Genomic DNA, 26127 nt, shown 5'->3' with positions numbered 1-26127 from the left:
TGGGCCCTCCCTAGCCTGCGGTGTAGTGCAAGAGTGTCACCCCGGCGTCCGGTTCGTCGCCGGGGATGTCGGTGAACACCGGGGTGACCGGCATCCCCACCCGCAGTTCGTCGGCGTCGATGCCGACGAACTCGGTGGCCAGCCGCGGCCCTTCCCGCCACTGCACGACCCCGAGCAGGTGTGGCACGGCGTCGGCGAACTGCGGCGCGACGGGCCGCTGCGCGACAGCGAAACTGACGACCGTTCCCGCGCCCGAGATCTGGCGCCATTCCAGGTCATCGGCCAGGGTGCCGGGCGCCAGGACCCGAGGGTAGAACACGTACGCGCCCGACGACGGCGAGTACTGGATCCAGATCTCGTGGCGCCGCAACCCCTCCCAGAAGGGCGCGGAGGTCGGCGTGGCCAGCGGAAGCGGCCTGCTCAACGGAATGGTCATCTAGTCGCCCTCCAAGACGAGCGCTTCCTGTTCGCTCAGCACACCGCCGTTGCCCGAGACGAAGGCGCGGTGACAGTCGGGCACCTGGGTCTGGCCGGCTCGACCCATCAACTGCCGGGCGGCATCGCAGATATGGTGCATCCCACCGGCATTGCCGGGCTGGCCGTAGCCCAACTGGCCGCCCGCGGTGTTCATCGGGAAGTCGCCGCGGAACGTGAGGTCGTGGTCGGTGACGAATTGCATCCCCTTGCCCTTCTCGCAGAAGCCGGCGTCTTCGAGGGTGAGCAGCGCGGTGATGGTGTAGCAGTCATAGATCGACACCATGTCCATATCGGCGGGAGTCAGTTCCGCCATACCGAAGGCCGACCCGGCGACCTTGACCATCGGGGTCTGCAACGGGTCTGCCGCGTAGACGGGTGACTTGTAGGGCACCCGCTCGCCGAAGCCCTTCACCCACACCGGCCGGTGACGGCTCTTACGGGCCAGTTCCGCGCTGGTGACCAGCACCGCCGAACCGCCCATGCACGGCATCACGATCTCGAGCATGTGCAGCGGTGACGCGATGATGGGACTGTCGAGCACCTCGGCGATGGTCAGCGGTTTGTCCTTGAACACCGCGCCCGGGGTGTGGTTGGCGTTGACCCGTTGGTCGACGACGATCTTGGCCATCGCCGACTCGTCGTAACCGTATGCGGCGGCGTACATCTGGGCGACCTGCGCGTAGGGGCCGTTCTGCCCCAGGTAGCCGTAGGGAATCTCGAATTCGGCCTGCGGGGACCCGTAGCGGAAGCTGGACGCACCGAAGTACAGGGCGTCCCCCGGGTCGTACGGCCGCTGTGCCGACATCGGGGTGAGGTAGTTGGCGGGGATCGCGCAGAGCACCGCCTGGCAGATCCCCAATTCGATGGCCGCCGCGGCGCGCCAGACCATGGCCGCACCGGAGGCGCCGCCCAGATCGACGATTTCGGCGAAGTTCACCGCCAGCCCCAGATACTCGGCGACGGTCGACGGCACGAACAGCTGCGATTCCATCACTCCGCAGGTCACCAGGCCGTCGACCTGATCGGCCGACAGTCCCGCGTCGGCGATCGCCGCCGCGGCCAACCGGGCCCACTGTTCGAGGATGAACTCCGGTGCACCGGCCGGCCTCCGGGTGGCCGGCAACTCATGGAAGCCGACGATGGCGGCCTCGCCCCGCAATCCCATGCGGCGCTCCCTTCTCCAGACCAGGCGACATTATTAGAATAAGATTCTACTTTCAATTCCTCCACAGAAGAAGCCGCATGCATCGCAGGTCGCCGCGGCAAATTCGCTATTAACGTCTCCGTTACCGCGCCCCGGTGCGACGATCGCTGCGGGACGGATGCCGTCGGACGACAAGGTGAGCAGATGGATATCGCAAAACGATCCGTACTGACCGTGCTGGCGCTGCTGACGGCCGTGTTCGTCGCCATCGGTGCGACGATGAGCATGGCCGTCGCCCTGGCCGCGACCGTGCTCCTGGTGCCCGGCACCGGCGTCCCGGATGCGACCAAGGTGGACAACTACATCGCCCACGCACTGGACTACTACGTCGCGCCCTACACACCGTCGTGCTCGAGCACGTCGACCGACTGCACGGTGAAACCCATCGACTACCCGGCACAGTTCTGGCCCATCCCGCTGGCCGGGTGGGGCGGCCTCAGCGGCGCCAAGTGGGATGTGTCGACGGGTAAGGGCCTGGCCACTCTCGAATCCACCCTCGACGGGACACTGCATCCGACGCCACCCGGAACACCGAACACCCCGATCGTCATCTTCGGGTACTCGCAGGGCGGCAATATCGTCAGCCGCGAGAAGCGCAATCTCGGCGACCTGGGCGCCAATCCGGACGCCATCTCATTCGTGATGATCGGGAACACCAACCGGCCCAACGGCGGACTGTTCGAACGGCTCGCCCTCCTGGGGCACGTACCGATCCTGGACGCCACCTTCGGCCTGCCCGCGCCGACCAACACCTGTGACGAGCGCTGCGCCACCGATATCGCGTTCGAATACGACGGCGTATCCGACTTCCCGCTCTATCCGCTCAACGCACTGGCCACCCTCAACGCCCTGGCCGGCTTCTGGTACGTGCACGGCAGCTACCTGGCACCCAATGGCCGCACCGGTCCCAACGAACTACCCGACGGGTACACCGAAGACGAACTGAAAGCCGAACTCGACAACCAGGCCAACTGGAGCGACTACGGCGACACCCGCTACATCACCATCCCCACCAAGACGCTGCCGCTGGTCCGGCCGTTCCTGGAATTCGGCGGGTTCACCCACACCAGCTTCATCGTCAAGCCGATCGTGGACCTGCTCGAACCGGTCCTGCGCGTGCTCATCGACACCGGGTACGACCGCACCCTCAGCCCCGGCGTGCCGGCCCCCTTCCGGCTGATCCCGCTCAACATCAATCCCGTCAAGCTCACCGGCGATATCGTCAAGGCCCTCGGCGAAGGCGTCAAGGCCGCCCTCGCCGATATCGGCATCAAAGCGCCGCCAAAGCCCGCGCCGGTCACCTCGACCAACCTGGCCGCGGCGAATGCCACGGCGACCACCACAGCGACCACCACGACGACCACCACGGCGACCAACCTGGCGACCAACCTGGCGACCAACCTGGCGACCGCCAAGAAGGACACCCAGGAAACCCCGAAAACCTTGGTGGACAACAAGACCGAGGCCACTGATCCCGGCGACAACAAGAAGACCGAGACCCCGGAGACCACCGACACCAAGACCGAGCCGCCGAGCACGCCCGTCACACCCCGGCCCAAGGTGCGTGGGCCGATCGGCTCCGCGCCGCTGGCCCAGCTGGTACGTCAGTTCCACGACACCGTGACCGGCAAGCACGGCACCACCTCCGGCACCACCAAGACCGGCACCGAAGCACAGACCCAGCCCGCCGCCAAACCGGACACCACACCTGAATCGAAGCCCGAAACCCCCAGCACCACCGCGGAATCCACCACACCGGCGGCCGCCAAGGACAGCACTTCAACCGCCGCGGCGGCTGCCTGACCCGTCCGCGTTATCCGCTGCTGTACTCGCGCAGGCTCGCGGCCAGCGAAACCGGCACCCGCGCGGTGATCCTGGTGCCGTCCGCGGTGTGCTCAGTCGCGTCGATACGCCCCTCGGCGTGCACCCTCGCCACCAGGTCACCCCGGTCGTACGGGATGGTGACGTCGATGAAGGCGTCGGTCGGTTCGACCAGGGCGGTCAACCGCTGCTGCAGCAGGTCGAGTCCCTCGCCGGTGCGTGCGGACACGAACACCGCGTCGGGTAGCGCACGGCGCAGTTGCGCCAGGGCCAGATCGCCGGCGGCGTCGATCTTGTTGACCACCACGAGTTCGGGCGCGACGGACCGGTCATGCTCGGCGTACACATCGCGCACGACCTGGCGCACGGCACTGATCTGGGCCATCGGATTCACATCGGAGCCGTCGACGACGTGTACCAGCAGATCCGCATCGACCACCTCCTCCAGCGTCGAGCGGAATGCCTCGACCAGCTGGGTGGGCAGGTGCCGCACGAATCCGACAGTATCGGTGAGCACGAACGGGCGACCGTCCGCCAGTTGCCCGCGCCGCGTGGTGGGTTCCAGGGTGGCGAACAGCGCGTTCTCCACCAGCACCCCGGCACCCGTCAGTGCATTGAGCAGACTGGACTTACCCGCGTTGGTGTAGCCGACGATCGCCACCGCGGGGATGTCGGCCGAGCGCCGCTTGCCCCGCTGGGTATCGCGAATCTTCTTCATATCGCGAATCTCGCGGCGCAGCTTGCTCATTCGCTCGCGGATCCGGCGCCGGTCGGTCTCGATCTTCGTCTCACCGGGACCGCGGGTGCCCACCCCGCCGCTGCTGCCGCCGGCGCCGCCGCCCTGACGCGACATCGACTCGCCCCAGCCCCGCAGCCTGGGCAGCATGTACTCCATCTGCGCGAAGGCCACCTGAGCCTTGCCCTCGGCGGAGGTCGCGTGCTGGGCGAAGATGTCCAGGATCAACGCGGTGCGGTCGATGACCTTGACCTTGACGATCTTCTCCAGCGAGTTCAGCTGGGCTGGCGACAGCTCACCGTCGCAGATGACGGTGTCGGCACCGGTGGCCAGCACCATCTCGCGCAGCTCCTGTGCCTTGCCCGATCCGATGTAGGTCGACGGATCCGGCTTGTCACGGCGCTGGACCAACCCTTCGAGCACTTCCGAGCCGGCGGTCTCGGCCAGGGCGGCCAATTCGGCCAGGCTGGCATCGGCATCGGCGGCGCTGCCCTCGGTCCACACCCCCACCAGCACCACCCGCTCGAGGCGCAACTGGCGGTATTCGACCTCGGTGACATCGGCCAGTTCGGTCGACAGTCCGGCCACGCGACGCAGCGCGGCGCGGTCTTCGAGGGCGAGTTCGCCGACGGTCGGGTCGCGATGCGGAGATTCAGTCATGAGTGATACCGATGGTGACACGCCAGGTTGCCGATTGGCGAACCGTTTTCGGCGCTGCCGAAGAGGGGGCCCGGCTCAAATCTGCGCGTCCCACCAGGTGTCGGCGATCTCGCCGTGGGCGACGAGCACCGATGGGCCGCGCAGGTAGCTGGTGGCCTCGGTGACGGTGACGGTGACCTCACCGCCGGGAATGCGCACCAGCAGAGAACCGGTGCTCGCCCCGGTGTGCTGCAGGGCCGCGACCACTGCGGCCACCGTTCCCGTTCCACAGGAACGGGTTTCGCCGACACCACGCTCGTGTACGCGCATCGAGACAAACCCGTCGACCGACGGGCCGGAGCGCAGCGACTCGGGGAGTTTCTGGGGCGCGGTCAGCACCTCGACGTTGACTCCTTCGGGGAACTGAGCCGCGTCGAAGGACACCGGAGCCGCGACATCGAGCACCGCCAGCGCCGTCGTGCTCAGGTCGGTCACACACGCCAGGTGTGGGTTGCCGACGTCGACGGCCAGCCCGTCGAAGCTGCGCCCGGCGACGACGGCCGATCCGCTACCCACCACGTTGGCCTTGCCCATGTCGACGGTCACCTCGGCGTTGACATCATCGCCGTGGTGCACCACCACCGGGCGCGGCCCGGCCAGCGATCCCACGACGAACTCGTCGCGTCGCTCCAGCCCGGAGGCCCGAAGGTAGTGGGTGAACACCCGGACCCCGTTCCCGCACATCTGGGCGATCGAACCGTCGGCATTGCGGTAGTCCATGTACCAGTCCTGCGCAGCCACCCCTTCGGGTAGCGCACCGAAGACCCCTGCGCGCAATGCCGCGCCGGCGGTGGTGACGCGCAGCACGCCGTCTGCCCCCAGTCCGCGGCGCCGGTCGCACAATGCGGACACCGCGGCCGGCGTGAGCCGCGCCTGTGCCTCCAGGTCGGGCAGCAGCACGAAATCGTTCTGCGTCCCGTGCCCCTTCGCAAACTTCATTTGTCCAGGATAGCCACTGCGGCCGTGGCCAGGTCCGGCGCCGAACCGTCGAGCCAGTGCACCCGGTGGTCGCGGCGGAACCAGGACCGTTGCCGGCGCACATAGCGGCGGGTGCCCACGAAGGTGGGCTCCCGCGCGGACGATCCGTCGCCACCGGCGTCCAAGTCGGCCAGCACCTGGGCGTAACCCAGCGCCCGCGACGCCGTCACGCCCGTGCGCAGCCCCTTGGCGATCAGTCCGGTCACTTCGGCGACCAGCCCGTCATCGAACATCGCATCGGTGCGTTGCTGCAGCCGATCGTCCAAAACAGCTGTGTCCCAGTCTAATCCGATGATCGCGGTGTCCCAGCGCGGTGTGCCGATCCGGGGTGCCGAGGCGGCGAACGGTTGGCCGGTGAGTTCCACCACCTCCAGCGCGCGCACGATGCGCCTGCCGTCACTGTCCAGGATGGAGGCGCCGGCCTGCGGATCGACCCGGGTGAGTTCGGCGTGCAGGGCCGCGACACCCACCTCGGCCAGCCGCGCCTCCCAGCGGGCCCGCACCACCGGATCGGTGGCCGGGAACGACCACTGATCCAACAGCGACTGGATGTAGAGCATCGATCCGCCGACGATCACCGGTACCGCGCCGCGGTTCATGATCGCCTCGATATCGGCGGCGGCGCTTTCCTGGTAGCGCGCGACCGACGCGTTCACGGTGACGTCGATGACGTCGAGTTGGTGATGCGGGATTCCACGGCGCTGCGCCACGGGAAGTTTGGCGGTCCCGATGTCCATGCCCCGGTAGAGCTGCATCGCGTCGGCGTTCACGATCTCCCCGCCGAGCCGTTCGGCCAGGTCCAGCGCCAGCGCCGACTTCCCGGTGCCCGTGGGTCCGATGACTGCGACCGGTCTCACGGTTCACATCCCCCGGTCGCTGCGCTCCAGCCCGCCGGTGCACATCCCCCGGTCGCTGCGCTCCAGCCCGCCGGTGCACATCCCCCCGCCGGCGTCCACACGCCCACGAAGTACCCCACCCCGTAGGGCGCCCCGCGGTAGAGCTCCTCGGCGTGAGAAGGCGTCCCCAGCCCGGCCAGCACCTGATAGGCCGCCCGGCCCAGCACACCCGCATCGAGCCGGGCCAGCGCCGCGGTGTCACCTGCGGCCAGGGCATCGTCGAGCGCCTGCTGGGCGGCAGGCGAATCCGGGTCGTACCCACCGGGGGCCCACGGGGTCAGGGTGTGTACACCGTCGGCGACGACGAGCACGCCGATGTCGTCGCCGGCCTGGTCGATCGTGACGCGCAGCTCACGTCCGGCGGTCAGTGCCGCGGGCGTATCCAGATCGTCGCGGTACACCCTCACCTCGGCGCAGGCCTGCGCTGCCACCTGCCCCCGCACCCACCCGGCGATCAGCGCGCACAGCGGCAGCTCGGTCACCGGGCCGGTCGCGTCGGGCGACAGACGCACCGGCAGATCGACCCCGTAACCGGCGAAGGTGCCCGCATCGCCGGGCCCGATCAGGCCGGTGTCGCGCCCCGTCCCGACCACGATCCAACGCGACGGCAGGGCCGAGGCCGCCGCCAGGACAGCCGTGCGCATATCGGCCAGTTCGGCGGCGGCCGCGCCGGCAAGCTCCGGCACCAGCACAGGAGCCGACGGGATCACTGCGATGGCGGCCAACACGCCCGCCACGTTAGCGCGAGCGGCGGGGTGGGTTCCGCCGCCCAACCCGCCCCACCGCGGGCCGGCACCGCGACGACCAGCGCGGCGAGTGCCGGCGGAGCGGCGATATCGGCGTCGCGCCTCCGCCGAATCGGGCGGTGCGAGCACCCCACAACGGGCACGCATCGCGAAGGCGTGCGCATGTCCGCCGGTGACCTGCTTCAATAGCGAGCGGAAGCTATTGGGCGCCGCGTCGCGCGGCAGGTGCGCGGATCACACCGCGCGGAGGTGTGAGGAACAGTGATGACGACCAGCGATTCGAATACTCCCAAGCCGGCGCCGCGCCCCGGGCCGCGGCCGGGCCCACGTCCGGGCCCCCATCCGAGCGCTGCACCCGCCGCGACCCCGGTCGCCCCGGCCCCGGCCACCAGTGCCGTCGATCCGCACCGGTTCGGGCGCGTCGACCCCGACGGCACCGTGGTGTTGATCACCGCCGCCGGTGAGCGAGTCATCGGCTCCTGGCAAGCCGGTGATGCCGAGGCCGCGTTCGTCCACTTCGGACGCCGCTACGACGATCTGCACACCGAGGTCGCCCTGCTCGAGACGCGACTCGCCTCGGGCAGCGGTGACGCCCGCAAGATCAAGACGGCCGCGGCCGGCCTGTTGGAGGGGCTGCCGAACGCCGCCGTGCTCGGCGACGTCGATGCCGTGCACGCCAGGCTGACCGCCATCGTCGAGCATGCCGGCGACGCGGCAGCCGCCGAACGCGCGCGGCGCGACGAACACCGCGCCACGCAAACCGCCCGCAAGGAAGCGCTGGCCGCCGAGGCCGAGGAGCTTGCCGCCACCTCCACCCAGTGGAAGGCCGCCGGCGACCGGCTGCGCGAGATCCTCGACGAGTGGCGCACCATCACCGGGCTGGACCGCAAGACCGACGACGCCCTGTGGAAGCGGTACTCGGCCGCCCGCGAGGCGTTCAACCGGCGCCGCGGTTCGCATTTCGCCGAGCTCGACCGGGAACGCGTCGGTGTCCGGCAGGCCAAGGAAGCCCTGTGCGAGCAGGCCGAGCGACTCAGCGATTCGACCGACTGGGCCGCCACCGCGTCGACCTTCCGCGATCTGCTGGCCCAGTGGAAGGCCGCCGGCCGGGCTGCCAAGGATGTCGACGACGCGCTCTGGGCCCGATTCAAGGCCGCCCAGGACACGTTCTTCGCGGCGCGTAACGCCATCAATGCCGAGCGCGACGCCGAGTTCGGCGCGAATGCGGCGGCCAAGGAGGCGCTACTGGTCGAGGCCGAGGCGCTCGACGTCAGCGATCCCGAGGCTGCACGCGCAGCATTTCGGGCGATCGGGGACAAGTGGGACGCCATCGGCAAGGTGCCGCGCGAACGTTCGGCCGAACTCGAACGCCGGATGCGGGCGGTCGAGAAGAAGGTCCGCGACGCCAGTGCGGTGAACCATGTCGACGCCGAGGCGCAGGCCCGCGCCGACCAGTTCCGCGAGCGCGCCGAACAGTTCGAGAAGCAGGCCGAGAAGGCGGAGGCCGCCGGCCGCACCAAGGACGCCGAGCAGGCCCGGGCCAGCGCCGCGCAGTGGCGCGAATGGGCGGGGACCGCCGCCGAGGCCGTGCACAAGAAGCGCTAGGCGGTCGACTCAGTCCGTTTTCGCCGCCGGCGGATCGTCGCCGAAACCGTCGAGCAGGCCCTTGCTTTGACGATGCGCGACCGCGCGGCGGCGCTGCTCCTCAGCGGCCAGCTGTACGGAGGTGCGCACCCATACCACCCGCGCCCAGTGGTAGGCCAGCAGGATGATCGCGATCCAGCCGATGATCAGCCCGATACCCGGTCCCGGATGTCCGTGCGTGGCGGTCTGGCGCGACCACACGGCCAGCATGCCGGCCGGGCACGCCACCGCCGTGCCGGCCAGTGCGATCCAGGACAGCGTCCAGCGCCGGGTCAGCAGCGCGGCGATGGAGAAGCCCACGCCGAACACCAGAGCCAGCCAGACGAACACCCGCGACGGCAGTGCCACGCCGTCGTTGATGGCGGTCTGGTCGCCGGTCAGCACATCGAGTCCGCGGGTGCCACCCATGTGCGGCAGCACGAACGACAGTGCCACCACGAACACCAGCACAGCGACCACGACGGCTCGTGCACCAGGGTCGATCTCGGAGGCAACGCGGCGCTCGGCGGCCTCGATATCGTCCTTGTAGGCGTCGAAGTTCTTGTCGCTCATCGCGCGCACCCCGCTTGCGCCGGCGCCTGCGCCGGCTCGCCGATACCGGGCATACCGAGGCCGACCCCGGTCACCGGGCGCTGTCCCGCGGCGTGCGCGTCCCCGGCTCTGGTGCGACGATGACTCAGGACGGCACCGTCGGCCACTAGGTGATGGGGCGCTGCCCGGGTGATCTCCGTGGTCACGATGTCACCCGGCCGGATCTGCGCCGCACCGGGTGCGAAGTGCACCAGGCGACCGTCGCGGGCCCGGCCGGACATTCGCGAGGTGGCCGCATCCTTACGTCCTTCGCCGGCCGCGACCAGCAGTTCGACCGTGCTGCCGATCTGCGCCTTGTTCTCCTGCCAGGAGATGTCCTCCTGCAGCGCGATCAGGCGCTGATAGCGTTCCGTGACAACGGCTTTGGGCAGCTGATCGGGCAGTTCGGCGGCCGGCGTGCCGGGCCGCTTGGAGTACTGGAAGGTGTACGCGCCGGCGAATCGCGCCTGGCGCACCACATCCAGGGTCGCCTGGAAATCCTCCTCGGTCTCGCCGGGGAACCCGACGATGATGTCGGTGGTGATCGCGGCGCTCGGGATCACCGAACGCACCCGGTCGATGATGCCGAGGTAGCGCTCGGCCCGGTAGGACCGGCGCATCGCCTTGAGCACCCGATCCGAACCGGACTGCAGCGGCATGTGCAGGGTCGGGCAGACATTCGGGGTGGTGGCCATGGCCTCGATCACGTCATCGGTGAATTCGGCCGGGTGCGGGGAGGTGAACCGCACGCGTTCGAGGCCCTCGATACGCCCGCATGCGCGCAGCAGATCGGCGAACGCACCGCGGTTGCGCGGAATGTCGGGGTCGGCGAACGACACACCGTAGGCGTTGACGTTCTGGCCCAGCAGGGTGATCTCGAGCACCCCCTGGTCGACCAGTGTCTGCACTTCGGCCAGGATATCGCCGGGCCTGCGGTCGACCTCTTTGCCGCGCAGTGACGGGACGATGCAGAACGTGCACGTGTTGTTGCACCCCACCGAGATGGAAACCCATGCCGCGTAAGCGGATTCACGCGAGGCCGGCAGCGCCGAGGGGAATTCCTGCAGCACCTCCGCGATTTCCACCTGTGCCGCACGCTGATGCCTGGCCCGTTCCAGCAGCACCGGCAGTGACCCGATGTTGTGGGTGCCGAACACCACGTCGACCCACGGCGCCTTGGTGAGCACCGCGTCGCGGTCCTTCTGCGCCAGGCAGCCACCGACGGCGATCTGCATGTTGGGGTCGGCGCTGCGCCGGGGCGCGAGGTGGCTGAGGTTGCCGTAGAGCTTGTTGTCGGCGTTCTCGCGCACCGCGCACGTGTTGAACACCACGATGTCGGCGTCGGCGCCCTCCTCGGCCGCAACATAGCCGGCGGCGTCGAGCAGCCCGGCAAGCCGTTCGGAATCGTGCACGTTCATCTGACAGCCGTACGTGCGCACCTGGTAGGTGCGTGGGGTCGATTCAGCGCCTACGGACGCTTTGCCCTCGCGCGCCACCATGGAAGTCACGACAATCATGTTACGGGGATGCCGATACGCCCCAAGCTGAACGTTCCCTGGGTAGGGTCAGAACCCATGACCACCGCGACCTCGGTCCCGATGATCTCGATACAGGGGGTTGACAAACACTTCGGCTCCCTGCATGTCCTCAAGGACATCAACCTCGACGTGCCGCGCGGGCAGGTCGTGGTGATCCTGGGACCATCGGGTTCTGGCAAGTCGACGCTGTGCCGGACGATCAATCGGCTCGAACCCATCGACTCGGGCACCATTGCGATCGACGGCGTCGTGCTGCCCGAGGAGGGACGCAAACTGGCGCAGCTGCGTTCCGATGTCGGCATGGTGTTCCAGTCGTTCAATCTGTTCGCGCACAAGACAATTCTGGAAAACGTCATGCTGGCGCCGGTCAAGGTGCGTAAGACCGACAAGGACAAGGCCCGCACCGAGGCGCAGGCGCTCCTGGAACGAGTCGGGATCGCCAGCCAGGCCGACAAGTATCCGGCGCAGTTGTCCGGCGGCCAGCAGCAGCGCGTGGCCATCGCGCGGTCGTTGGCGATGCACCCCAAGGTGATGTTGTTCGACGAACCGACCAGTGCCCTCGATCCGGAGATGATCAACGAGGTGCTGGCCGTGATGACCGACCTCGCCACCGAGGGGATGACCATGCTGGTGGTCACCCATGAGATGGGATTCGCCCGGCGGGCGTCCCAGCGCGTGGTGTTCATGGCCGACGGCGCAGTGGTCGAGGATGCCGAACCAGAGCAGTTCTTCACCAATCCGCAGTCGGACCGCGCCAAAGACTTCCTCGGCAAGATCCTGAACCACTGAATCAGTAAGGAGCGCTCATGTCATCGCGAATCCGGGTAGCCGCCGCCCTCTTGGTGGCCGCCGCCCTGCCGTTGTCCCTGGCCGCCTGCGGTGGCGGGGGCAACGACAGCAAGAAGGTGACCGTCGGCATCAAGTTCGACCAGCCCGGCCTGGGCCTGAAGAACCCGGACGGCACCTACAGCGGTTTCGACGTGGATGTCGCGACGTATGTCGCCGGTCAACTCGGATACAAGCCGGAGGACATCGAGTTCAAGGAGTCCCCCTCGGGGCAGCGCGAGACACTGATCCAGAACGACCAGGTCGACTACATCGTGGCCACCTATTCGATCACCGATGCCCGCAAGGAGAAGGTCGACTTCGCCGGGCCCTACCTGATCACCGGGCAGAGTCTGCTGGTCAAGGCCGACAACTCCGATATCACCGGCCCCGAGTCGCTGCAGGACAACAAGAAGCTCTGCTCGGTCAGCGGCTCCACCCCCGCGCAGCGCATCAAGGACAAGTACCCCGGCGTGCAGTTGCAGCAGTACGACACCTATTCGGCCTGCGTCGAGGCGCTCAAGACCGGCGCGATCGACGCGGTGACCACCGATGAGGTGATCCTGGCCGGCTACGCCGCCCAGAGCCCGGGCACCTTCAAGATCGTCGGCAAGCCGTTCTCCGAGGAGCGTTACGGCATCGGCCTGAAGAAGGGCGATACCGAACTGCGCACCAAGATCAACGATGCCATCACCAAGATGGAAGCCGACGGCGCCTGGAAGGCGGCCTTCGACAAGAATCTCGGCCCGGCCGGTATCGCCACACCGACGCCGCCGACCGTCGACAAGTAGGCGGGCAGCCGGTGCTGCATTTCGGCGGGCGCGACTACAACATCCTCGGCGCGTTCGGGACGACGGTCGAACTGACCGCCTACGCCGCGGTCGGTGCCGTGATCCTGGGCACCCTGCTCGCGGCGATGCGGCTGTCGCCGGTGCCCATCATGCGCGCGATGGGCACCACCTATGTCAACGTGGTGCGCAACACCCCGCTGACGCTGATCCTGGTGTTCTGCTCATTGGGGCTGGCGAACACCCTCCACATCACCCTGACCGATCCGAAGTCGCCGACGTCGATCGTCGACAGCAACTTCCGGCTGGCGGTGCTCGGATTGACGGTCTATACGGCGTCGTTCGTGTGTGAGGCGATCCGGTCCGGGGTGAACACCGTGCCCGTCGGGCAGGCCGAAGCGGCCCGATCACTCGGTCTGACGTTCAGCCAGAATCTGCGGATCATCCTGCTGCCGCAGGCGTTTCGTGCGGTCATCATCCCGTTGGGCTCGGTGCTGATCGCGCTGACCAAGAACACCACCATCGCCTCGGCGATCGGTGTGGCCGAGGCCGCGCTGTTGATGAAGGAGATGATCGAGAACTCCTCGGCGCTGCTGGTTGTCGGCGGGATCTTCGCGGCCGGATTCGTGATCCTGACCTTGCCCATGGGGTTGCTCTTCGGCTGGCTCGGCAAACGCTGGGCGGTGCTGCGATGAGCGGGTCCGTTCTCTATGACGCGCCAGGTCCCCGGGCCCGGGTGCGGCACGCGATTCTCGCCGTGGCGACGGTAGCGGTGTTCGCCCTGATCTTCGGCTGGTTGATCTGGAAGTTCGCCGCCGCGGGACAGTTCACGGCGGCCAAGTGGGAGCCGTTCCTGACCGCAAACCTCTGGAAGAACTACGTGCTGGAGGGTGTGCAGGGCACCTTGACCGCTGCGGCGCTGTCCATCGTGCTGGCGCTGGCGCTCGGTTGTGTACTGGGCGTGGGCCGCTTGTCCCCGGTGCCCGTGGTGAGCTGGGCGTGCGCGACGTTCGTGGAGTTCTTCCGCGCGGTGCCGGTGCTCATCATGATGCTGTTCGCGTATGCGTTGTTCGCGGCATACGACGTGTTCCCCTCGAAACAGCTGGCACTGGCGGGCGTGGTCACCGGGCTCACGCTGTACAACAGTGCGGTGATCGCCGAGATCGTCCGCACCGGTGTGCACGCCCTTCCCCGCGGGCAGGGCGAAGCCGCCTCGGCCCTGGGTCTGACGTGGGGGCAGACCATGCGCTCCATCCAGTTGCCGCAGGCCATCACGTCGATGTTGCCGGTACTGGTATCGCAGATGGTGGTGGTCCTCAAGGACACCGCGATCGGCTACCAGATCACCTTTGTCGAGATGGTCCGCCAGGGCACCAGCGTCGGGACGTCGTACGGCAACTTGATCCCGGCGCTGATGGTGATCGCCGCGCTGATGATCAGCCTCAACTTCGCCCTGTCGGCGCTGGCCACCCGCCTGGAAGCCCGCTTACGCCGGTCCAAGAAGGGGCCGGAACCGCTGGCCGCCCGACCGCTGGTCCAGGACGGCTCCGCCGTTTAGGGCCAGGCCCGTAGTGCCCGGTCGGCGACGGCGTGCAGTTCGTCGCGGGTCGCGCCGCCGGCAGCCTGTACCGCGATGCCCTGGCAGACCGAGGAGATCCAGCGCGCCAGCGCACCGGGATCTTCGCCGGCCAGTTCGCCGGCGGCCTGCGCCTCGGCGAACCGCTGCGCCAGCACCTGCACCCCGGCCTCTCGCAATTCGGCCAGGCCGGCGTATAGCGGAGCGGCTTCGGCGCTGACCGCCAGCGCGCTCTGCACCAGCAGACATCCGTGCGGGAGGTCGGCCATGGAGGTGGCGTCGGCCGCGCCGTGCACCATTGCCGATGCCACATCACGCGCGGTCGGCTCGGCCAGCGCCACGGCCGCATAGTTGCCGTACCCCGCGACGTAGTGCTGCACCGCGTCCCGGAAAAGCTTTTCCTTGCAGCCGAATTGCGCATACAGACTGCGACGGTTGATCCCGGTGGCCTCGGTCAGGTCGCTGATGGACACCCCGTCATAGCCATGCCGCCAGAACAACCGCATCGCGGTGTCGAGCACCCGTTGCGGGTCGAACTCGCGGGGCCTACCGATCGCCATCACCACTCCTCATATGTGACTCCGGTCACAGTGAGGAATGATCCCGTCGCGCAACCGCTTGAGCCCAACGTAGTTAGTAACCGATCGGTTCGTAAGAAACTTCCCAGCACTGGAGGACCCTATGACCACTTCGACCGCACCCCTGACCGGACGGCGTGCCCTGGTCACGGGCGGATCCCGAGGGATCGGCGCCGAGATCGTCCGGCGGTTGGCCGCCGACGGCGCCGCCGTCGCGTTCACCTACCAATCGTCGGCCGAGACCGCCGAGGCGCTGGCCTCCGAGCTGCGCGCGGCCGGTGCCCAGGTGGCAGCCATCCAGGCCGACAGCGCCGACGCCGACGCGGTGAATGCCGCAGTCGACGAGACGGTGTCCCGGCTGGGTGGGCTGGACATCTTGGTCAACAACGCCGGAGTCGCCGCGGGCGGCCCGATCGAGGACTTCCCACTCGCAGAGTTCGACCGCATGGTCGCGGTCAATGTGCGCGGAGTCTTCGCGGGAATCCAGCGCGCGGTGCCGCATCTCGGTGAGGGCGGGCGCATCATCACCATCGGCAGCGTCAACGCCGACCGGGCCCCGATGACAGGGTTCTCTGTATACGCACTCACCAAGGCAGCGGTCGCCGGGCTGACCCGAGGACTGGTACGCGAGCTGGGTCCCCGCGGGGTCACCGTCAATACGATCCAGCCGGGTCCGGTCGCCACCGACATGAACCCTGAGGAGGGTGGATTCTCCGATCAGGTACGTCCACTCATCGCCGTCGGCCGGTACGGGCAGCCCCGCGACATTGCCAGTGCGGTCGCATTTCTCGCATCCCCGGAGGCCGGCTACATCACCGGAGTCACCTGGAACATCGACGGCGGCTTCGCTATCTAGACAAGCGGGGCCATCTAGACAAGCGGGGCCATCTAGACGACCCGCCGGGCCCGCTCCTGCGCCAGCTGCGTCTTGACCACATCGAAGGCCATGGCCTGGTGGTAACCCCGGCGGGCCAGCATGCCGACCAGCCGGCGGGTGACCTTGGCTTCGTCGTCGAGGTTCTCCCGGCGCAGCCGGGTGGCCACCAACTGCTCGGCCTGCACCCGCCACTCCCCCGCGTCGACGCTGTCGAGCGTCTCGGCGATCACCTCGGCGTCCACACCTTTGGTGCGGAGCTCAGAGGCCAACGCGCGCTTGCCTTTTCCCGAGTTGGCACGCCTGGAGCGCACCCACTCCTGCGCGAAGGCGGTGTCATCGATGAGCCCGACCTGAGTGAGCCGGTCCAGCACCCGGGCGCTGACGTCGTCGGGGTAGCCCCGTTTGGTCAGCTGCGCTTCCAGTTCGGCCCGGGTGCGGGCTCGCACGGTGAGCAGACGCAGGCACACATCCCGCGCCTGCTCCTCGCGCTTGGGTCCCTCGGCCGGACCGGTCTCAGAAGTCGACTGGGGCGGGCAGAACGTCATCACTGGTCACCACGGCACCGATGCCGAGCTTTTCCTTGATCTTCTTCTCGACCTCGTTGCCGACATCGGGATTCTCCAGCAGGAACTTCCGGGCGTTCTCTTTACCCTGCCCGAGCTGTTCGCCCTCATAGGTGAACCATGAGCCGGACTTGCGGATGAAGCCGTGCTCGACGCCCATATCGATGAGCGAACCCTCCCGGCTGATGCCGTGACCGTACAGAATGTCGAATTCAGCCTGTTTGAACGGCGGGGACACCTTGTTCTTGACGACCTTCACCCGGGTGCGGTTACCCACGGCGTCGGTGCCGTCCTTGAGCGTCTCGATCCGGCGGACGTCCAGACGCACGGAGGCGTAGAACTTGAGCGCTTTACCGCCGGTCGTGGTCTCGGGCGAGCCGAACATCACGCCGATCTTCTCGCGCAGCTGGTTGATGAAGATCGCGGTGGTGCCCGAATTGTTCAGCGCACCAGTCATCTTCCGCAGCGCCTGGCTCATCAAACGGGCCTGCAGACCGACATGGCTGTCACCCATCTCGCCCTCGATCTCGGCGCGCGGCACCAGAGCGGCCACCGAGTCGATCACCAAGATGTCCAGCGCGCCGGAGCGCACCAGCATGTCGGCGATCTCGAGGGCCTGCTCACCGGTATCGGGCTGGGAGACCAACAGCGCGTCGGTGTCCACGCCGAGCTTCTGGGCGTACTCGGGGTCCAGAGCGTGCTCGGCGTCGATGAAGGCGGCGATACCGCCGGCGGCCTGGGCATTGGCCACCGCATGCAGGGCGACGGTGGTCTTACCCGAGGATTCCGGGCCGTAGATCTCGACGACCCGGCCACGCGGCAAGCCACCGATACCCAGCGCCACGTCCAGCGCGATCGATCCGGTCGGAATGACCGAGATCGGCTGACGCACCTCTTCACCGAGGCGCATCACCGAGCCTTTGCCGTAATTCTTCTCGATCTGGGCCATCGCCAGTTCGAGTGCCTTTTCGCGATCAGGAGCCTGTGGCGCCATGGGTGATACCTCTCCGGTAGTCGTGCGGTTGACCGGTGTTCCGGTCGGTTGGGCGTGACACTAAGACAAACCACCGACAAGTCAGCTCAGTCGATTGCCCACCACATTAGCGAACAGGTGTTCGAAGGCAAGGTGACACGCCGCGCCAGTGGCGGGAGGACCCGTGACCGCCCGGCGAGGACGGCTTCGTTGTGCCTTCGCCGATCTGGACCTATCGTGGATTGATCCAGCCCGAATCGGGGCACATGTGCACGAGTTGTCCATCACCCAGAGCGTCGTCGATGCGGTATGCGAGCATGCCGCGGGGCGCCGGGTGCACAGCGTCAGGGTCGAGATCGGCGCACTGTGCGCGGTGGTACCCGACGCGATGCGGTTCTGTTTCGACCTGGCCGCCGCGGGGACCGTCGCCGACGGCGCACGGCTGGACCTGGACATCCCACCCGGCTGGGCCCACTGCCGAGGATGCGGCGCACGCTTCGCGGTGACCGACCCGATCCTGCTGTGCCGCTGCGGCAGCGCCGACGTCGAGGTACTCACCGGCCGAGAACTCAGGATCCTCTCGATGGAAGTGAGCTGAGATGTGCGCCACCTGCGGCTGCGGCGAGGACGCGGCAACCATCACCCTGCCCGGACACCACTCGCACGACCATTCGCATTCCCACGACCATCCGCACAGCCACTCTCGTACCGAGACCATCTCGCTGGAACAGAAGGTTCTCGCGAAGAACGACCACATCGCGCAACTGAATCGGGCCCGGCTGGCGGAGCAAAATATCCTGGCCCTCAACATCACCAGTTCACCGGGGGCCGGCAAGACCACCCTTCTCGAACGCACCATCGGCGGGTTGGCCCCGCAGCGCACCGTCGCGGTCATCGAAGGCGATCAGGAAACCCTGCTCGATGCCGAACGCATCCGGGCCGCCGGAGCGCGGGCCGTGCAGGTGAATACCGGAGCGGGCTGTCATCTCGATGCGCAGATGATCGAGAGCGCATTGAATACCCTGGCCCCTGAGCCGAATTCACTGTTGTTCATCGAGAACGTCGGCAATCTGGTCTGCCCGGCGCTGTTCGACCTGGGCGAGCGCGCGATGGTGGTCGTCATCTCGGTCACCGAAGGTGCGGACAAGCCGCTGAAGTATCCGCACATGTTCGCGGCGGCGGGATTGATCGTCGTCAACAAGGTCGATCTGCTCCCCTACGTGGACTTCGATCTCGACGCCTTCGGACACGCGGTGCGCTCGGTGAACCCGACTGCGGACGTCCTGCTGCTGTCGGCGGCGACGGGCCAGGGCATGACCGCCTGGTACGACTGGATCGACTCCGGCCCTGATGCTTTGGTCGAACGGAGGTCTGGGTCCATCCGGTCCATTGACAAGGCCAACCCCTCGGAGTAAACCGAGTAACAGCGCCGCACAACGGGCCGAACGTCGACTCCTGCGGCGGCGGGGATCCAGCTCATCCCCGGGAAGATCGACGCAGGGGCCCAGCCCGTCCCGGAAAGAACTGCGCTATGCCCACTTCGGCAGCAGTCAAAGCAGAAGAGACGTTGATCCACGTGCTCTGGATCAACGCCGGTCTGAGTTGTGATGGCGATTCCGTGGCGTTGACTGCCGCCACCCAGCCCAGCATCGAGGAGATCGCGCTCGGTGCCCTTCCCGGCCTGCCCAAGATCGCCGTGCACTGGCCGCTGATCGACTTCGAATGCGGCCCGACCGGCGGCGCCGACGACTTCCTCGAGTGGTTCTTCCGGGCCGACCGCGGCGAATTGGAGCCGTTCGTGCTGGTCGTCGAGGGGTCGATACCCAACGAGCAGTTGCACGACGACGGCTACTGGTGCGGGTTCGGCAACGACCCCGCCACCGGACAACCGATGACGACCAGCGAATGGCTGGATCGGTTGGCTCCCAAGGCAACCGCGGTGGTGGCCGTGGGTACCTGTGCGACCTACGGCGGCATCCATGCGATGGCCGGAAACCCGACCGGCGCGATGGGTGTGCCCGACTACCTCGGCTGGGATTGGAAGAGCAAGGCGGGTATCCCCATCGTCTGCGTTCCGGGCTGCCCGATCCATCCCGACAACCTGTCCGAGACGCTCACGTACCTGTTGTACATGGCGACCGATCAAGCACCGATGATCCCCCTGGACGAGGCGTTGCGGCCGACGTGGCTGTTCGGAGCGACTGTGCACGAGGGTTGTGATCGGGCCGGATACTACGAACAGGGCGATTTCGCCCATGCGTACGGTTCGCCCAAATGCATTGTCAAACTTGGCTGTTGGGGTCCGGTCGTGAAGTGCAACGTACCGAAACGGGGCTGGATCAACGGGATCGGTGGCTGCCCGAATGTGGGTGGTATCTGTATCGGCTGCACCATGCCGGGGTTCCCGGACAAGTTCATGCCCTTCATGGACGAGCCGCCGGGCGGCAAGGTGTCCACCGCGGCGTCGGGCCTGTACGGCTCGGTCATCCGCAGCCTGCGGCACATCACCGGACACACCGTGGACCAGGAACCACGCTGGCGGCACCGGGGCACCACGCTCGAATCGGGTGCCACCCGCACCTGGTGACTGCGCACGGCTGCGGCTCGGCATCCGTCACTGCGAAGAGGTTCATCGAGGGAGCGAAGTCCATGACAACGATCATTCCGGAGCCCTCAGAGGTGAAGCGCGAGCCCGGCCAACTGGTGGAGATGGCCTGGGATCCGATCACCCGGATCGTCGGCAGCCTCGGCATCTACACCAAGATCGACTTCGAGAACCGCGAGGTGGTGGAATGCCACAGCACGTCGTCGATCTTCCGCGGCTACTCGATCTTCATGAAGGGCAAAGATCCGCGCGACGCGCACTTCATCACCAGCCGCATCTGCGGGATCTGCGGTGACAACCACGCCACCTGCTCCTGCTATGCGCAGAACATGGCCTATGGCGTGAAACCGCCGCATCTGGGCGAGTGGATCGTCAATCTCGGTGAGGCCGCCGAGTACATGTTCGACCACAACATCTTTCAGGAGAACCTGGTCGGCGTCGACTACTGCGAGAAGATGGTCGCCGAGACCAATCCGAGTGTGCTGGCCAAGGCCGAGAACACCGCCGCTCCGCACGCGCCGGAGCACGGATACCGGACCATCGCCGACATCATGCGCTCGCTCAATCCGTTCACCGGCGAGTTCTACCGGGAGGCCCTGCAGGTCAGTCGCTGGACGCGGGAGATGTTCTGCCTGATGGAAGGCCGGCACGTGCATCCGTCCACGCTGTACCCCGGCGGCGTCGGCACCGTCGCCACCATCCAGCTGATGACCGACTACATGACCCGGCTGATGCGCTATGTCGAGTTCATGAAGAAAGTCGTCCCCATGCACGACGACCTGTTCGACTTCTTCTACGAAGCGCTACCCGGCTACGAACGGGTCGGGCTGCGCCGCACGCTGCTCGGCTGCTGGGGCTCCTTCCAGGATCCCGAGGTGTGCAACTTCGCGTACAAGGACATGGAGCGCTGGGGCGACGCGATGTTCGTGACCCCCGGTGTGGTGGTGGACGGCAAGCTGGTCACGCACTCGCTGGTGGACATCAATCTCGGAATCCGGATCCTGTTGGGCAGTTCGTACTACGACGACTGGACCGACCAGGAGACCTTCGTACGCAACGATCCCCTGGGTAATCCGGTGGACCGGCGGCACCCGTGGAACCAGCACACCAACCCGCACCCGCAGAAGCGGGATATGGACGACAAGTACAGCTGGGTGATGTCGCCGCGCTGGTTCGACGGCAAGGACCACCTCGCACTGGACACCGGCGGTGGTCCACTGGCCCGGCTCTGGTCTACCGCGCTGGCCGGGCTCGTCGATATCGGCTACGTGAAGTCGACCGGGCACAGCGTGCAGATCAACCTGCCCAAGACCATCCTGAAGGGGCCGGTCGAACTGGAGTGGAAGATCCCCGTGCACGGCAGCAACACCCTCGAACGCAACCGTGCCCGCACCTACTTCCAGGCCTATGCGGCGGCGTGCGCACTGCATTTCGCGGAGAAGGCACTCGTCGAGATCCGCGCCGGCCGCACCAAGACCTGGGAGCGCTTCGATGTTCCCGACGAAGCGATCGGCTGTGGGTTCACCGAGGCCGTCCGGGGTGTGCTGAGCCACCACATGGTGATCCGGGACGGCAAGATCGCCAACTACCACCCGTACCCGCCGACTCCATGGAACGCCAACCCCCGGGACAGTTACGGCACCCCGGGGCCCTATGAGGATGCGGTGCAGGGACAACCGATCTTCGAGGAGAACGACCGGGAGAACTTCAAGGGTATCGACATCATGCGCACGGTCCGAAGTTTCGATCCCTGCCTGCCCTGCGGGGTGCACATGTATCTGGGTGACGGGAAGACGCTGGACAAGCTGCACTCGCCCACCCAGTCCGTCACCGGGGAATAGCCTATGGGCCCGCCTGGATTGTCAGCGCCCGAGGAAACCCAGGACGACGCCTATTGGCGCACGGCGGGCGATCGGATACAGACCCTGCTCGACGCCAGCGCGACGGGCGGGCCCGTGGCGCGCGAACGCGCCGAGCGGCTGGCAGGTGAGATCACCGACCTGTACGGGGCTGCGCTGCACCGGATCATCCGGCTGACCGGCACCACGCATTCCGCACTCACCGAAGAGTTCGCCGCCGACGATCTGATCGCCAGCCTGCTGTTGGTCCATGGTCTTCATCCCCACGATATGACGCGGCGTATCGAGGACGCCCTCGACAAGGTCCGGCCCTATCTCGGCTCGCACGGCGGCGACGTCACCCTGCTCGGCGTCACCGACACACCCGGCGGCGCCGAGGTCCGCCTGCAGTTCGCGGGTAGTTGCAAGACCTGCCCATCCTCGGCCGTGACACTGGAACTCGCCGTCGAGGACGCCATCCATGCCGCGGCCCCGGAGGTCACGGCCATCGAGGTGGTGCCCGCCGAGAGCGCACCGACCACCGGTGTCATCCCGGCGCAATCGCTGCTCAGCCGAGTCCACCGCGACAGCCACCACGCGGCGCACGCCCAGGCCGTCTGGCATCCCGTGCCGGAACTCGCCGACCTCGGCGACGGCGAGGTGGGTGGATTCCGGGTGTCCGACGCCACGGTGCTGGCCTGCCGGGTCCGCGACGACGTGTTCGCCTACCGGGACCGGTGCGGGAACTGCGGCGGTTCCCTGGCCGGTGCGGCACTACACCGGCGGATGGCGTCCCCCGACCCGGTGCTGCGCTGTCCGCGTTGCCACGCGCATTTCGACGTCGTCCGTGCCGGGGCGTGTATCGACGGGACCGACAGCGCCACCATTCATCTCGAACCGATGCCGGTGCTGGTGCGCGACGGCGTGCTGTCCATCGCCGCGGGTGTCTCATGACCGGCGCCTACGATGTGCTGGCGCGGATCCGGTCCAACCGTGCCGAGCCCGTCCCGGCGGGTGAACGCTGCGAGATGTGCTCCGAGCAGATCGCCGGCGAACACCAGCACGTGGTCGATATCGAAGGCCGGCAACTGATGTGCGTCTGCCGGGGCTGCTATCTGCTGTTCACCGACACCTCCGCGGCGCTGCGCTACCGCGCGGTGCCGGACCGGTATCTGGCCTTCCCCGACTTCGCGCTCGGACGCCGCGAGTGGGAACTGCTCCAGATCCCGGTGGGATTGGCGTTCTTCTTCGACAATTCCGCGCTCCAGCGCACGGTGGCGTTCTATCCGGGTCCGGCGGGAGCGACCGAGTCCGAGCTGGACCTGACGATCTGGGATCAGATCCGCACCGCGGACCCGCGGGTCGACTTGCTTGCCGAGGACACCGAGGCACTCATCCTGCGGGTACCCGACGAATCCGTGATGCCGCTGGAGAGCTATCTGGTGCCGATCGATGCCTGCTACGAGTTCGTGGGCCGGCTGCGCATGCTGTGGCACGGCTTCGACGGCGGCCAACAGGTGCGCCGGTTCGTCGACGAGTTCTTCGCTCACGTCGCCGCACGCAGCAAGGTGGTCCTGCGGTGAGCGATATGACGTTCGCGGTGCTGGCGGTGGCTCCCGAGCCGTACGCGGTGACACCGCTGCTCACCGCGCGAATCGGGATCGCCGCCGTCGGCGACGAACCCGTGCACGCCATCGCGCTGCGCTGTCAGGTGCGTGTCGAACCGCTGCGCCGTGGCTATACCGACGACGAGGCGGCCGGCCTGCTCGACCTGTTCGGCACCCGAGACCGGTGGAGTTCCACCCAACACAGCTTCTTGTGGCAACACACCACCGCGATGGTGCCGGGGTTCTCCGGCACCACGCAGATCGAACTGCCCCTGGTGTGCACCTACGATCTCGAGGTCACCGCGGCCAAGTACCTCCATGCCCTGCGGGACGACGTCATCCCTTTGCAATTCCTGTTCAGCGGCACGGTATTCACCAAGGGCCACCACAACTTCGCCGTCCACCAGATCCCGTGGGACCGCGAGGACCACTACGATATGCCGGTCTCGGTGTGGCGTGAGCTCATCGATCTGCACTTCCCGAACACCGGCTGGGTGCGGTTGGACCATGACACCATCAAGGCACTGGTCACCTACAAATCCGCGCACGGCATGCTGGGGCTGGACGCCGCCATCACCGCGCTGCTGGAAACCGCCGTGCAGGACGCCCGATGAGCACCGCGGCAGATCGGGTCAGAGCCGTCGCCGATGCAGTGCTCTACGAGGGCTACCTGCTCTACCCGTACCGGGCGACCTCGGGTAAGAACCAGTCCCGCTGGCAGTTCGGCGTGCTCGGCCCGGCGCGGGCGGCCGAACGGAGCATCGGCGAGGACGACACGTTGTCGGCCCAGGTGCTCCTGGCACCCGGACCCGATGTCGCGCTCACGGTCACCGTGCGGTTCCTGCAGTTGCAGCACCGTGCGGTGCAACGTCGAGCCGGCGTCGGATTCGAACCCGTCGCCGAACTCACCGCGGCCGCTCGATCGTGGCTGACCTGGGATGAAGCGGTCGAATGCGAACGGTCGTTCGGGCCGTTGGACCGATCCGCACTGGCCGTCCCGCAGACCTTCCCGGTGGTCGTCCCCGCCGGCTGTGACACCGAACAGATCGACGGCGGCCGGTTGGTGCGCACCCGCGCGGAGCTTCACGCGGAGCTTACCGTGCGTACCGAAACCGATGACGGGCTACGACGAATCAGTCTGTCCCTGCGCAATATCGGCCCGCCACCGGCGGACAAGGACACCGCGATCGCGGCCTCGTTGATCGGTACGCACCTCATCGCCCGGGTGAGCGGCGGCGATTTCGTGTCACTGCTGGAGCCGCCGGCATCGGCTCTCGACGCAGTCGGCCGCTGCCGGCAGTACCGGTGTTTTCCCGTGCTGGCGGGCCCGCCCGGCGACACCTCCGTGATGCTGGTCTCGCCGATCATCCTCTACGACCACCCCGAGATCGCCGAACAGAGCGAAGGAGCACTCTACGACTCGACCGAGATCGACGAGATCCTCACGCTGCGGGTGATGACGATGACCGATGACGAGAAGGCCCAGGCCCGGGCCACCGATCCGCTGGCCGCGCAGATCATCGACCGCTGCGAAGCGATGTCACCGGAGGCGCTGCTGAACCTGCACGGTGTCCTGCGCGATCCGCGCGGTGGCGCCACCGCACCGGGACTGATACCGGAGATCCCGGACGGGGTCGACTGGTGGGATCCGCTGGCGGACAACGCCGTCGACCCCGAGATCGACGCAGTCCTGGTCGGCGGGGTGCGGGTGAGCCGCGACAGCCGAGTCCGGCTGCGGCCCGCACGGCGGGCCGACGCACAGGACATCTTCTTCGCCGGCAAGATCGCGCGGGTCACCTCCGTGCACGAGACCGTCGACGGTGACCGGCAGATCGGCGTCGTCATCGAGGACGACCCCGGCGCCGACCTGCACGACTGGTACGGCCGCCATCTCTACTTCGCACCCGACGAGGTCGAACCACTGAGTGTCGAACCGCCGAGTGTCGAACCGATGATCGAAGGGAAGCCGAAATGGAAGTAGTGGGTTGGGTGGCCGTGACGGTCGCCGTCGTGGTGGTGGTGGCCGGAGTGGTCCTCGGATTGCGCTCCATCCCGGATGCGCGGCGCTACCTGCGCATGCGCCGGATGTGACGGAGGCGGCGATCACGCCAAGAATTCTGGTAGCCGGGATCGGCAACATCTTCCTCGGAGACGACGGTTTCGGCCCCGAGGTACTGCGTCAGGCCCATCCGGCGCAGCCGGGCGTTCACCTGGTCGACTACGGCATTCGAGGTGTGCACCTGGCCTACGACCTGCTCGATGGATGGGACGCGCTGGTGCTCGTCGACGCCCTCCCCTGCCGGGGCGAACCGGGCACCGTGCACATCTTCGAGACCGACCACGAATCACAGGTGGCCACAACAGGTCTGGACGCGCACGCGATGGATCCTGCCACGGTGTTCGCCAGCCTGGAAGCACTCGGCGGTACGCCACCGCACACCGTCGTCATCGGCTGCGAGACCGGCAGTGTCGAGGACGGCATCGGCCTGTCCGGCCCGGTGGCGGCCGCCATCCCGGGTGCGGTCAGCGCCGTCGACCGTGTCATCGCAGACCTGCTGGCCCGCGTCCCGGCGCGGGAGGGCTGAATC

At 67.4% G+C, this 26127-nt stretch carries 28 protein-coding genes; 17 read left to right on the top strand and 11 right to left on the bottom strand.

All coding sequences use genetic code 11. From position 1 onward, the window contains the following. Positions 1-10 precede the first annotated feature (10 nt). Positions 11-436: a Zn-ribbon domain-containing OB-fold protein gene (locus FHU31_RS12900; RefSeq protein WP_167158811.1), complete on the bottom strand. Its 426-nt coding sequence runs from the start codon at positions 434-436 to the stop codon at positions 11-13. Next, positions 437-1642 carry a thiolase family protein gene (locus tag FHU31_RS12895; protein WP_167158809.1) on the bottom strand — a complete coding sequence of 402 codons (1206 nt, stop codon included), beginning with the start codon at positions 1640-1642 and terminating at the stop codon, positions 437-439. A gap of 183 nt (positions 1643-1825) precedes the next feature. On the opposite strand from FHU31_RS12895, the gene FHU31_RS12890 reads away from it, so the two are divergent. After that, complete coding sequence (locus tag FHU31_RS12890) at positions 1826-3484, top strand: PE-PPE domain-containing protein (RefSeq protein ID WP_167158807.1); 1659 nt, start codon at positions 1826-1828, stop codon at positions 3482-3484. Positions 3485-3494: 10 nt separating this feature from the next. Here the strand turns inward: FHU31_RS12890 and hflX are convergent, their stop codons facing one another. The 4 genes from hflX to FHU31_RS12870 form a co-directional block, all read right to left on the bottom strand. Beyond that, positions 3495-4898, bottom strand: a complete 1404-nt coding sequence (gene hflX / locus FHU31_RS12885) for a GTPase HflX (protein WP_167158806.1) — start codon at positions 4896-4898, stop codon at positions 3495-3497. Positions 4899-4973: 75 nt separating this feature from the next. Continuing rightward, complete coding sequence (dapF, locus tag FHU31_RS12880; RefSeq protein WP_167158804.1) at positions 4974-5876, bottom strand: diaminopimelate epimerase; 903 nt, start codon at positions 5874-5876, stop codon at positions 4974-4976. Further along, positions 5873-6772 carry a tRNA (adenosine(37)-N6)-dimethylallyltransferase MiaA gene (miaA, locus tag FHU31_RS12875; protein WP_167158802.1) on the bottom strand — a complete coding sequence of 300 codons (900 nt, stop codon included), beginning with the start codon at positions 6770-6772 and terminating at the stop codon, positions 5873-5875. Before miaA ends, dapF begins: the two co-directional genes overlap by 4 nt. Then, positions 6769-7539 carry a class III extradiol ring-cleavage dioxygenase family protein gene (locus tag FHU31_RS12870; RefSeq protein ID WP_263988095.1) on the bottom strand — a complete coding sequence of 257 codons (771 nt, stop codon included), beginning with the start codon at positions 7537-7539 and terminating at the stop codon, positions 6769-6771. The genes miaA and FHU31_RS12870 overlap by 4 nt, the downstream gene beginning before the upstream one ends. A gap of 282 nt (positions 7540-7821) precedes the next feature. On the opposite strand from FHU31_RS12870, the gene FHU31_RS12865 reads away from it, so the two are divergent. Continuing rightward, on the top strand, positions 7822-9162 hold the full coding sequence (locus FHU31_RS12865) for a DUF349 domain-containing protein (protein WP_167158800.1): 1341 nt from the start codon (positions 7822-7824) through the stop codon (positions 9160-9162). 9 nt (positions 9163-9171) lie between these two features. Here the strand turns inward: FHU31_RS12865 and FHU31_RS12860 are convergent, their stop codons facing one another. Together FHU31_RS12860 and miaB are read right to left on the bottom strand one after the other, a co-directional pair. After that, the gene (locus FHU31_RS12860; RefSeq protein WP_208410214.1) at positions 9172-9753 is read right to left on the bottom strand and encodes an Rv2732c family membrane protein; all 582 of its coding nucleotides are present in this window, start codon (positions 9751-9753) and stop codon (positions 9172-9174) included. Next, positions 9750-11270, bottom strand: coding sequence for a tRNA (N6-isopentenyl adenosine(37)-C2)-methylthiotransferase MiaB (miaB, locus tag FHU31_RS12855; protein WP_234901424.1), 1521 nt, complete (start codon positions 11268-11270; stop codon positions 9750-9752). Before miaB ends, FHU31_RS12860 begins: the two co-directional genes overlap by 4 nt. Before the next feature lie 99 nt (positions 11271-11369). Here miaB and FHU31_RS12850 point away from each other — a divergent pair, with 99 nt between their 5' ends. Genes FHU31_RS12850 through FHU31_RS12835 form a run of 4 tightly spaced genes read left to right on the top strand, consistent with a single transcriptional unit; the run spans position 11370 to position 14480 of the window. Then, positions 11370-12098 (top strand): amino acid ABC transporter ATP-binding protein, encoded by a 729-nt coding sequence (locus FHU31_RS12850; RefSeq protein ID WP_167160987.1) that lies wholly within the window; start codon positions 11370-11372, stop codon positions 12096-12098. A 17-nt stretch (positions 12099-12115) separates the two neighbouring features. Next, the gene (locus FHU31_RS12845) at positions 12116-12925 is read left to right on the top strand and encodes a glutamate ABC transporter substrate-binding protein (RefSeq protein WP_167158794.1); all 810 of its coding nucleotides are present in this window, start codon (positions 12116-12118) and stop codon (positions 12923-12925) included. An 11-nt stretch (positions 12926-12936) separates the two neighbouring features. Then, the gene (locus tag FHU31_RS12840; protein ID WP_167158792.1) at positions 12937-13617 is read left to right on the top strand and encodes an amino acid ABC transporter permease; all 681 of its coding nucleotides are present in this window, start codon (positions 12937-12939) and stop codon (positions 13615-13617) included. Beyond that, positions 13614-14480, top strand: coding sequence for an amino acid ABC transporter permease (locus tag FHU31_RS12835; RefSeq protein WP_167158790.1), 867 nt, complete (start codon positions 13614-13616; stop codon positions 14478-14480). Before FHU31_RS12840 ends, FHU31_RS12835 begins: the two co-directional genes overlap by 4 nt. Here FHU31_RS12835 and FHU31_RS12830 read toward each other — a convergent pair. Further along, complete coding sequence (locus FHU31_RS12830; protein WP_167158788.1) at positions 14477-15058, bottom strand: TetR/AcrR family transcriptional regulator; 582 nt, start codon at positions 15056-15058, stop codon at positions 14477-14479. The genes FHU31_RS12835 and FHU31_RS12830 overlap by 4 nt on opposite strands. 121 nt (positions 15059-15179) lie before the next feature. Here FHU31_RS12830 and FHU31_RS12825 point away from each other — a divergent pair, with 121 nt between their 5' ends. Beyond that, on the top strand, positions 15180-15932 hold the full coding sequence (locus tag FHU31_RS12825) for a 3-oxoacyl-ACP reductase family protein (RefSeq protein ID WP_167158787.1): 753 nt from the start codon (positions 15180-15182) through the stop codon (positions 15930-15932). A 32-nt stretch (positions 15933-15964) separates the two neighbouring features. On the opposite strand, the gene recX is transcribed toward FHU31_RS12825, so the two are convergent. Continuing rightward, a complete protein-coding gene (recX, locus tag FHU31_RS12820; RefSeq protein WP_167158785.1) occupies positions 15965-16498 on the bottom strand; it encodes a recombination regulator RecX in 534 nt (177 codons plus the stop codon). After that, positions 16467-17510, bottom strand: a complete 1044-nt coding sequence (recA, locus tag FHU31_RS12815; RefSeq protein WP_167158783.1) for a recombinase RecA — start codon at positions 17508-17510, stop codon at positions 16467-16469. Before recA ends, recX begins: the two co-directional genes overlap by 32 nt. Before the next feature lie 247 nt (positions 17511-17757). On the opposite strand from recA, the gene FHU31_RS12810 reads away from it, so the two are divergent. The 10 genes from FHU31_RS12810 (at position 17758) to FHU31_RS12770 (ending at position 26124) form a co-directional block, all read left to right on the top strand. Further along, positions 17758-18087, top strand: a complete 330-nt coding sequence (locus FHU31_RS12810) for a hydrogenase maturation nickel metallochaperone HypA/HybF (protein ID WP_167160985.1) — start codon at positions 17758-17760, stop codon at positions 18085-18087. A gap of 1 nt (position 18088) precedes the next feature. Further along, positions 18089-18904, top strand: a complete 816-nt coding sequence (gene hypB / locus FHU31_RS12805) for a hydrogenase nickel incorporation protein HypB (RefSeq protein WP_167158781.1) — start codon at positions 18089-18091, stop codon at positions 18902-18904. Positions 18905-19020: 116 nt separating this feature from the next. After that, on the top strand, positions 19021-20076 hold the full coding sequence (locus FHU31_RS12800; RefSeq protein WP_167158778.1) for an NADH-quinone oxidoreductase subunit B family protein: 1056 nt from the start codon (positions 19021-19023) through the stop codon (positions 20074-20076). 62 nt (positions 20077-20138) lie between these two features. After that, positions 20139-21935: a nickel-dependent hydrogenase large subunit gene (locus FHU31_RS12795; RefSeq protein ID WP_167158776.1), complete on the top strand. Its 1797-nt coding sequence runs from the start codon at positions 20139-20141 to the stop codon at positions 21933-21935. A gap of 3 nt (positions 21936-21938) precedes the next feature. After that, positions 21939-22886 (top strand): NifU-related iron-sulfur-binding protein, encoded by a 948-nt coding sequence (locus FHU31_RS12790; RefSeq protein WP_167158774.1) that lies wholly within the window; start codon positions 21939-21941, stop codon positions 22884-22886. Beyond that, complete coding sequence (locus tag FHU31_RS12785; RefSeq protein ID WP_167158772.1) at positions 22883-23515, top strand: DUF5947 family protein; 633 nt, start codon at positions 22883-22885, stop codon at positions 23513-23515. The genes FHU31_RS12790 and FHU31_RS12785 overlap by 4 nt, the downstream gene beginning before the upstream one ends. 5 nt (positions 23516-23520) lie before the next feature. Beyond that, positions 23521-24153, top strand: coding sequence for a DUF6084 family protein (locus tag FHU31_RS12780; protein ID WP_167160983.1), 633 nt, complete (start codon positions 23521-23523; stop codon positions 24151-24153). Further along, on the top strand, positions 24150-25520 hold the full coding sequence (locus FHU31_RS12775) for a hypothetical protein (RefSeq protein WP_167158770.1): 1371 nt from the start codon (positions 24150-24152) through the stop codon (positions 25518-25520). The genes FHU31_RS12780 and FHU31_RS12775 overlap by 4 nt, the downstream gene beginning before the upstream one ends. Beyond that, positions 25511-25630: a DUF6893 family small protein gene (locus tag FHU31_RS32175; RefSeq protein ID WP_409371242.1), complete on the top strand. Its 120-nt coding sequence runs from the start codon at positions 25511-25513 to the stop codon at positions 25628-25630. The genes FHU31_RS12775 and FHU31_RS32175 overlap by 10 nt, the downstream gene beginning before the upstream one ends. Positions 25631-25641: 11 nt before the next feature. Next, entirely contained in the window at positions 25642-26124 is a 483-nt protein-coding gene (locus tag FHU31_RS12770) for a hydrogenase maturation protease (RefSeq protein WP_167160981.1), read from the top strand. Positions 26125-26127: the final 3 nt, after the last annotated feature.

This window comes from Mycolicibacterium fluoranthenivorans (genome assembly GCF_011758805.1).
In the GTDB taxonomy this organism is placed as follows: domain Bacteria; phylum Actinomycetota; class Actinomycetes; order Mycobacteriales; family Mycobacteriaceae; genus Mycobacterium; species Mycobacterium fluoranthenivorans.
This window is presented reverse-complemented; position numbering and strand designations above follow the sequence as displayed.

Bases quoted from the DNA above. Each gene is read 5' to 3' on its own strand.
- FHU31_RS12895 (WP_167158809.1), bottom strand. From the start codon at position 1,642: ATGGGATTGCGGGGCGAGGCCGCCATCGTCGGCTTCCATGAGTTGCCG.
- FHU31_RS12800 (WP_167158778.1), top strand. From the start codon at position 19,021: ATGCCCACTTCGGCAGCAGTCAAAGCAGAAGAGACGTTGATCCACGTG.
- miaB (WP_234901424.1), bottom strand. From the start codon at position 11,270: ATGGTGGCGCGCGAGGGCAAAGCGTCCGTAGGCGCTGAATCGACCCCA.
- FHU31_RS12860 (WP_208410214.1), bottom strand. From the start codon at position 9,753: ATGAGCGACAAGAACTTCGACGCCTACAAGGACGATATCGAGGCCGCC.
- recX (WP_167158785.1), bottom strand. From the start codon at position 16,498: ATGACGTTCTGCCCGCCCCAGTCGACTTCTGAGACCGGTCCGGCCGAG.
- FHU31_RS12780 (WP_167160983.1), top strand. From the start codon at position 23,521: ATGACGTTCGCGGTGCTGGCGGTGGCTCCCGAGCCGTACGCGGTGACA.
- FHU31_RS12795 (WP_167158776.1), top strand. From the start codon at position 20,139: ATGACAACGATCATTCCGGAGCCCTCAGAGGTGAAGCGCGAGCCCGGC.
- FHU31_RS12890 (WP_167158807.1), top strand. From the start codon at position 1,826: ATGGATATCGCAAAACGATCCGTACTGACCGTGCTGGCGCTGCTGACG.
- FHU31_RS32175 (WP_409371242.1), top strand. From the start codon at position 25,511: ATGGAAGTAGTGGGTTGGGTGGCCGTGACGGTCGCCGTCGTGGTGGTG.
- FHU31_RS12850 (WP_167160987.1), top strand. From the start codon at position 11,370: ATGATCTCGATACAGGGGGTTGACAAACACTTCGGCTCCCTGCATGTC.
- FHU31_RS12865 (WP_167158800.1), top strand. From the start codon at position 7,822: ATGACGACCAGCGATTCGAATACTCCCAAGCCGGCGCCGCGCCCCGGG.
- FHU31_RS12785 (WP_167158772.1), top strand. From the start codon at position 22,883: ATGACCGGCGCCTACGATGTGCTGGCGCGGATCCGGTCCAACCGTGCC.
- FHU31_RS12835 (WP_167158790.1), top strand. From the start codon at position 13,614: ATGAGCGGGTCCGTTCTCTATGACGCGCCAGGTCCCCGGGCCCGGGTG.
- FHU31_RS12830 (WP_167158788.1), bottom strand. From the start codon at position 15,058: ATGGCGATCGGTAGGCCCCGCGAGTTCGACCCGCAACGGGTGCTCGAC.
- hypB (WP_167158781.1), top strand. From the start codon at position 18,089: ATGTGCGCCACCTGCGGCTGCGGCGAGGACGCGGCAACCATCACCCTG.
- FHU31_RS12825 (WP_167158787.1), top strand. From the start codon at position 15,180: ATGACCACTTCGACCGCACCCCTGACCGGACGGCGTGCCCTGGTCACG.
- FHU31_RS12845 (WP_167158794.1), top strand. From the start codon at position 12,116: ATGTCATCGCGAATCCGGGTAGCCGCCGCCCTCTTGGTGGCCGCCGCC.
- hflX (WP_167158806.1), bottom strand. From the start codon at position 4,898: ATGACTGAATCTCCGCATCGCGACCCGACCGTCGGCGAACTCGCCCTC.
- FHU31_RS12775 (WP_167158770.1), top strand. From the start codon at position 24,150: ATGAGCACCGCGGCAGATCGGGTCAGAGCCGTCGCCGATGCAGTGCTC.
- FHU31_RS12790 (WP_167158774.1), top strand. From the start codon at position 21,939: ATGGGCCCGCCTGGATTGTCAGCGCCCGAGGAAACCCAGGACGACGCC.
- recA (WP_167158783.1), bottom strand. From the start codon at position 17,510: ATGGCGCCACAGGCTCCTGATCGCGAAAAGGCACTCGAACTGGCGATG.
- FHU31_RS12900 (WP_167158811.1), bottom strand. From the start codon at position 436: ATGACCATTCCGTTGAGCAGGCCGCTTCCGCTGGCCACGCCGACCTCC.
- dapF (WP_167158804.1), bottom strand. From the start codon at position 5,876: ATGAAGTTTGCGAAGGGGCACGGGACGCAGAACGATTTCGTGCTGCTG.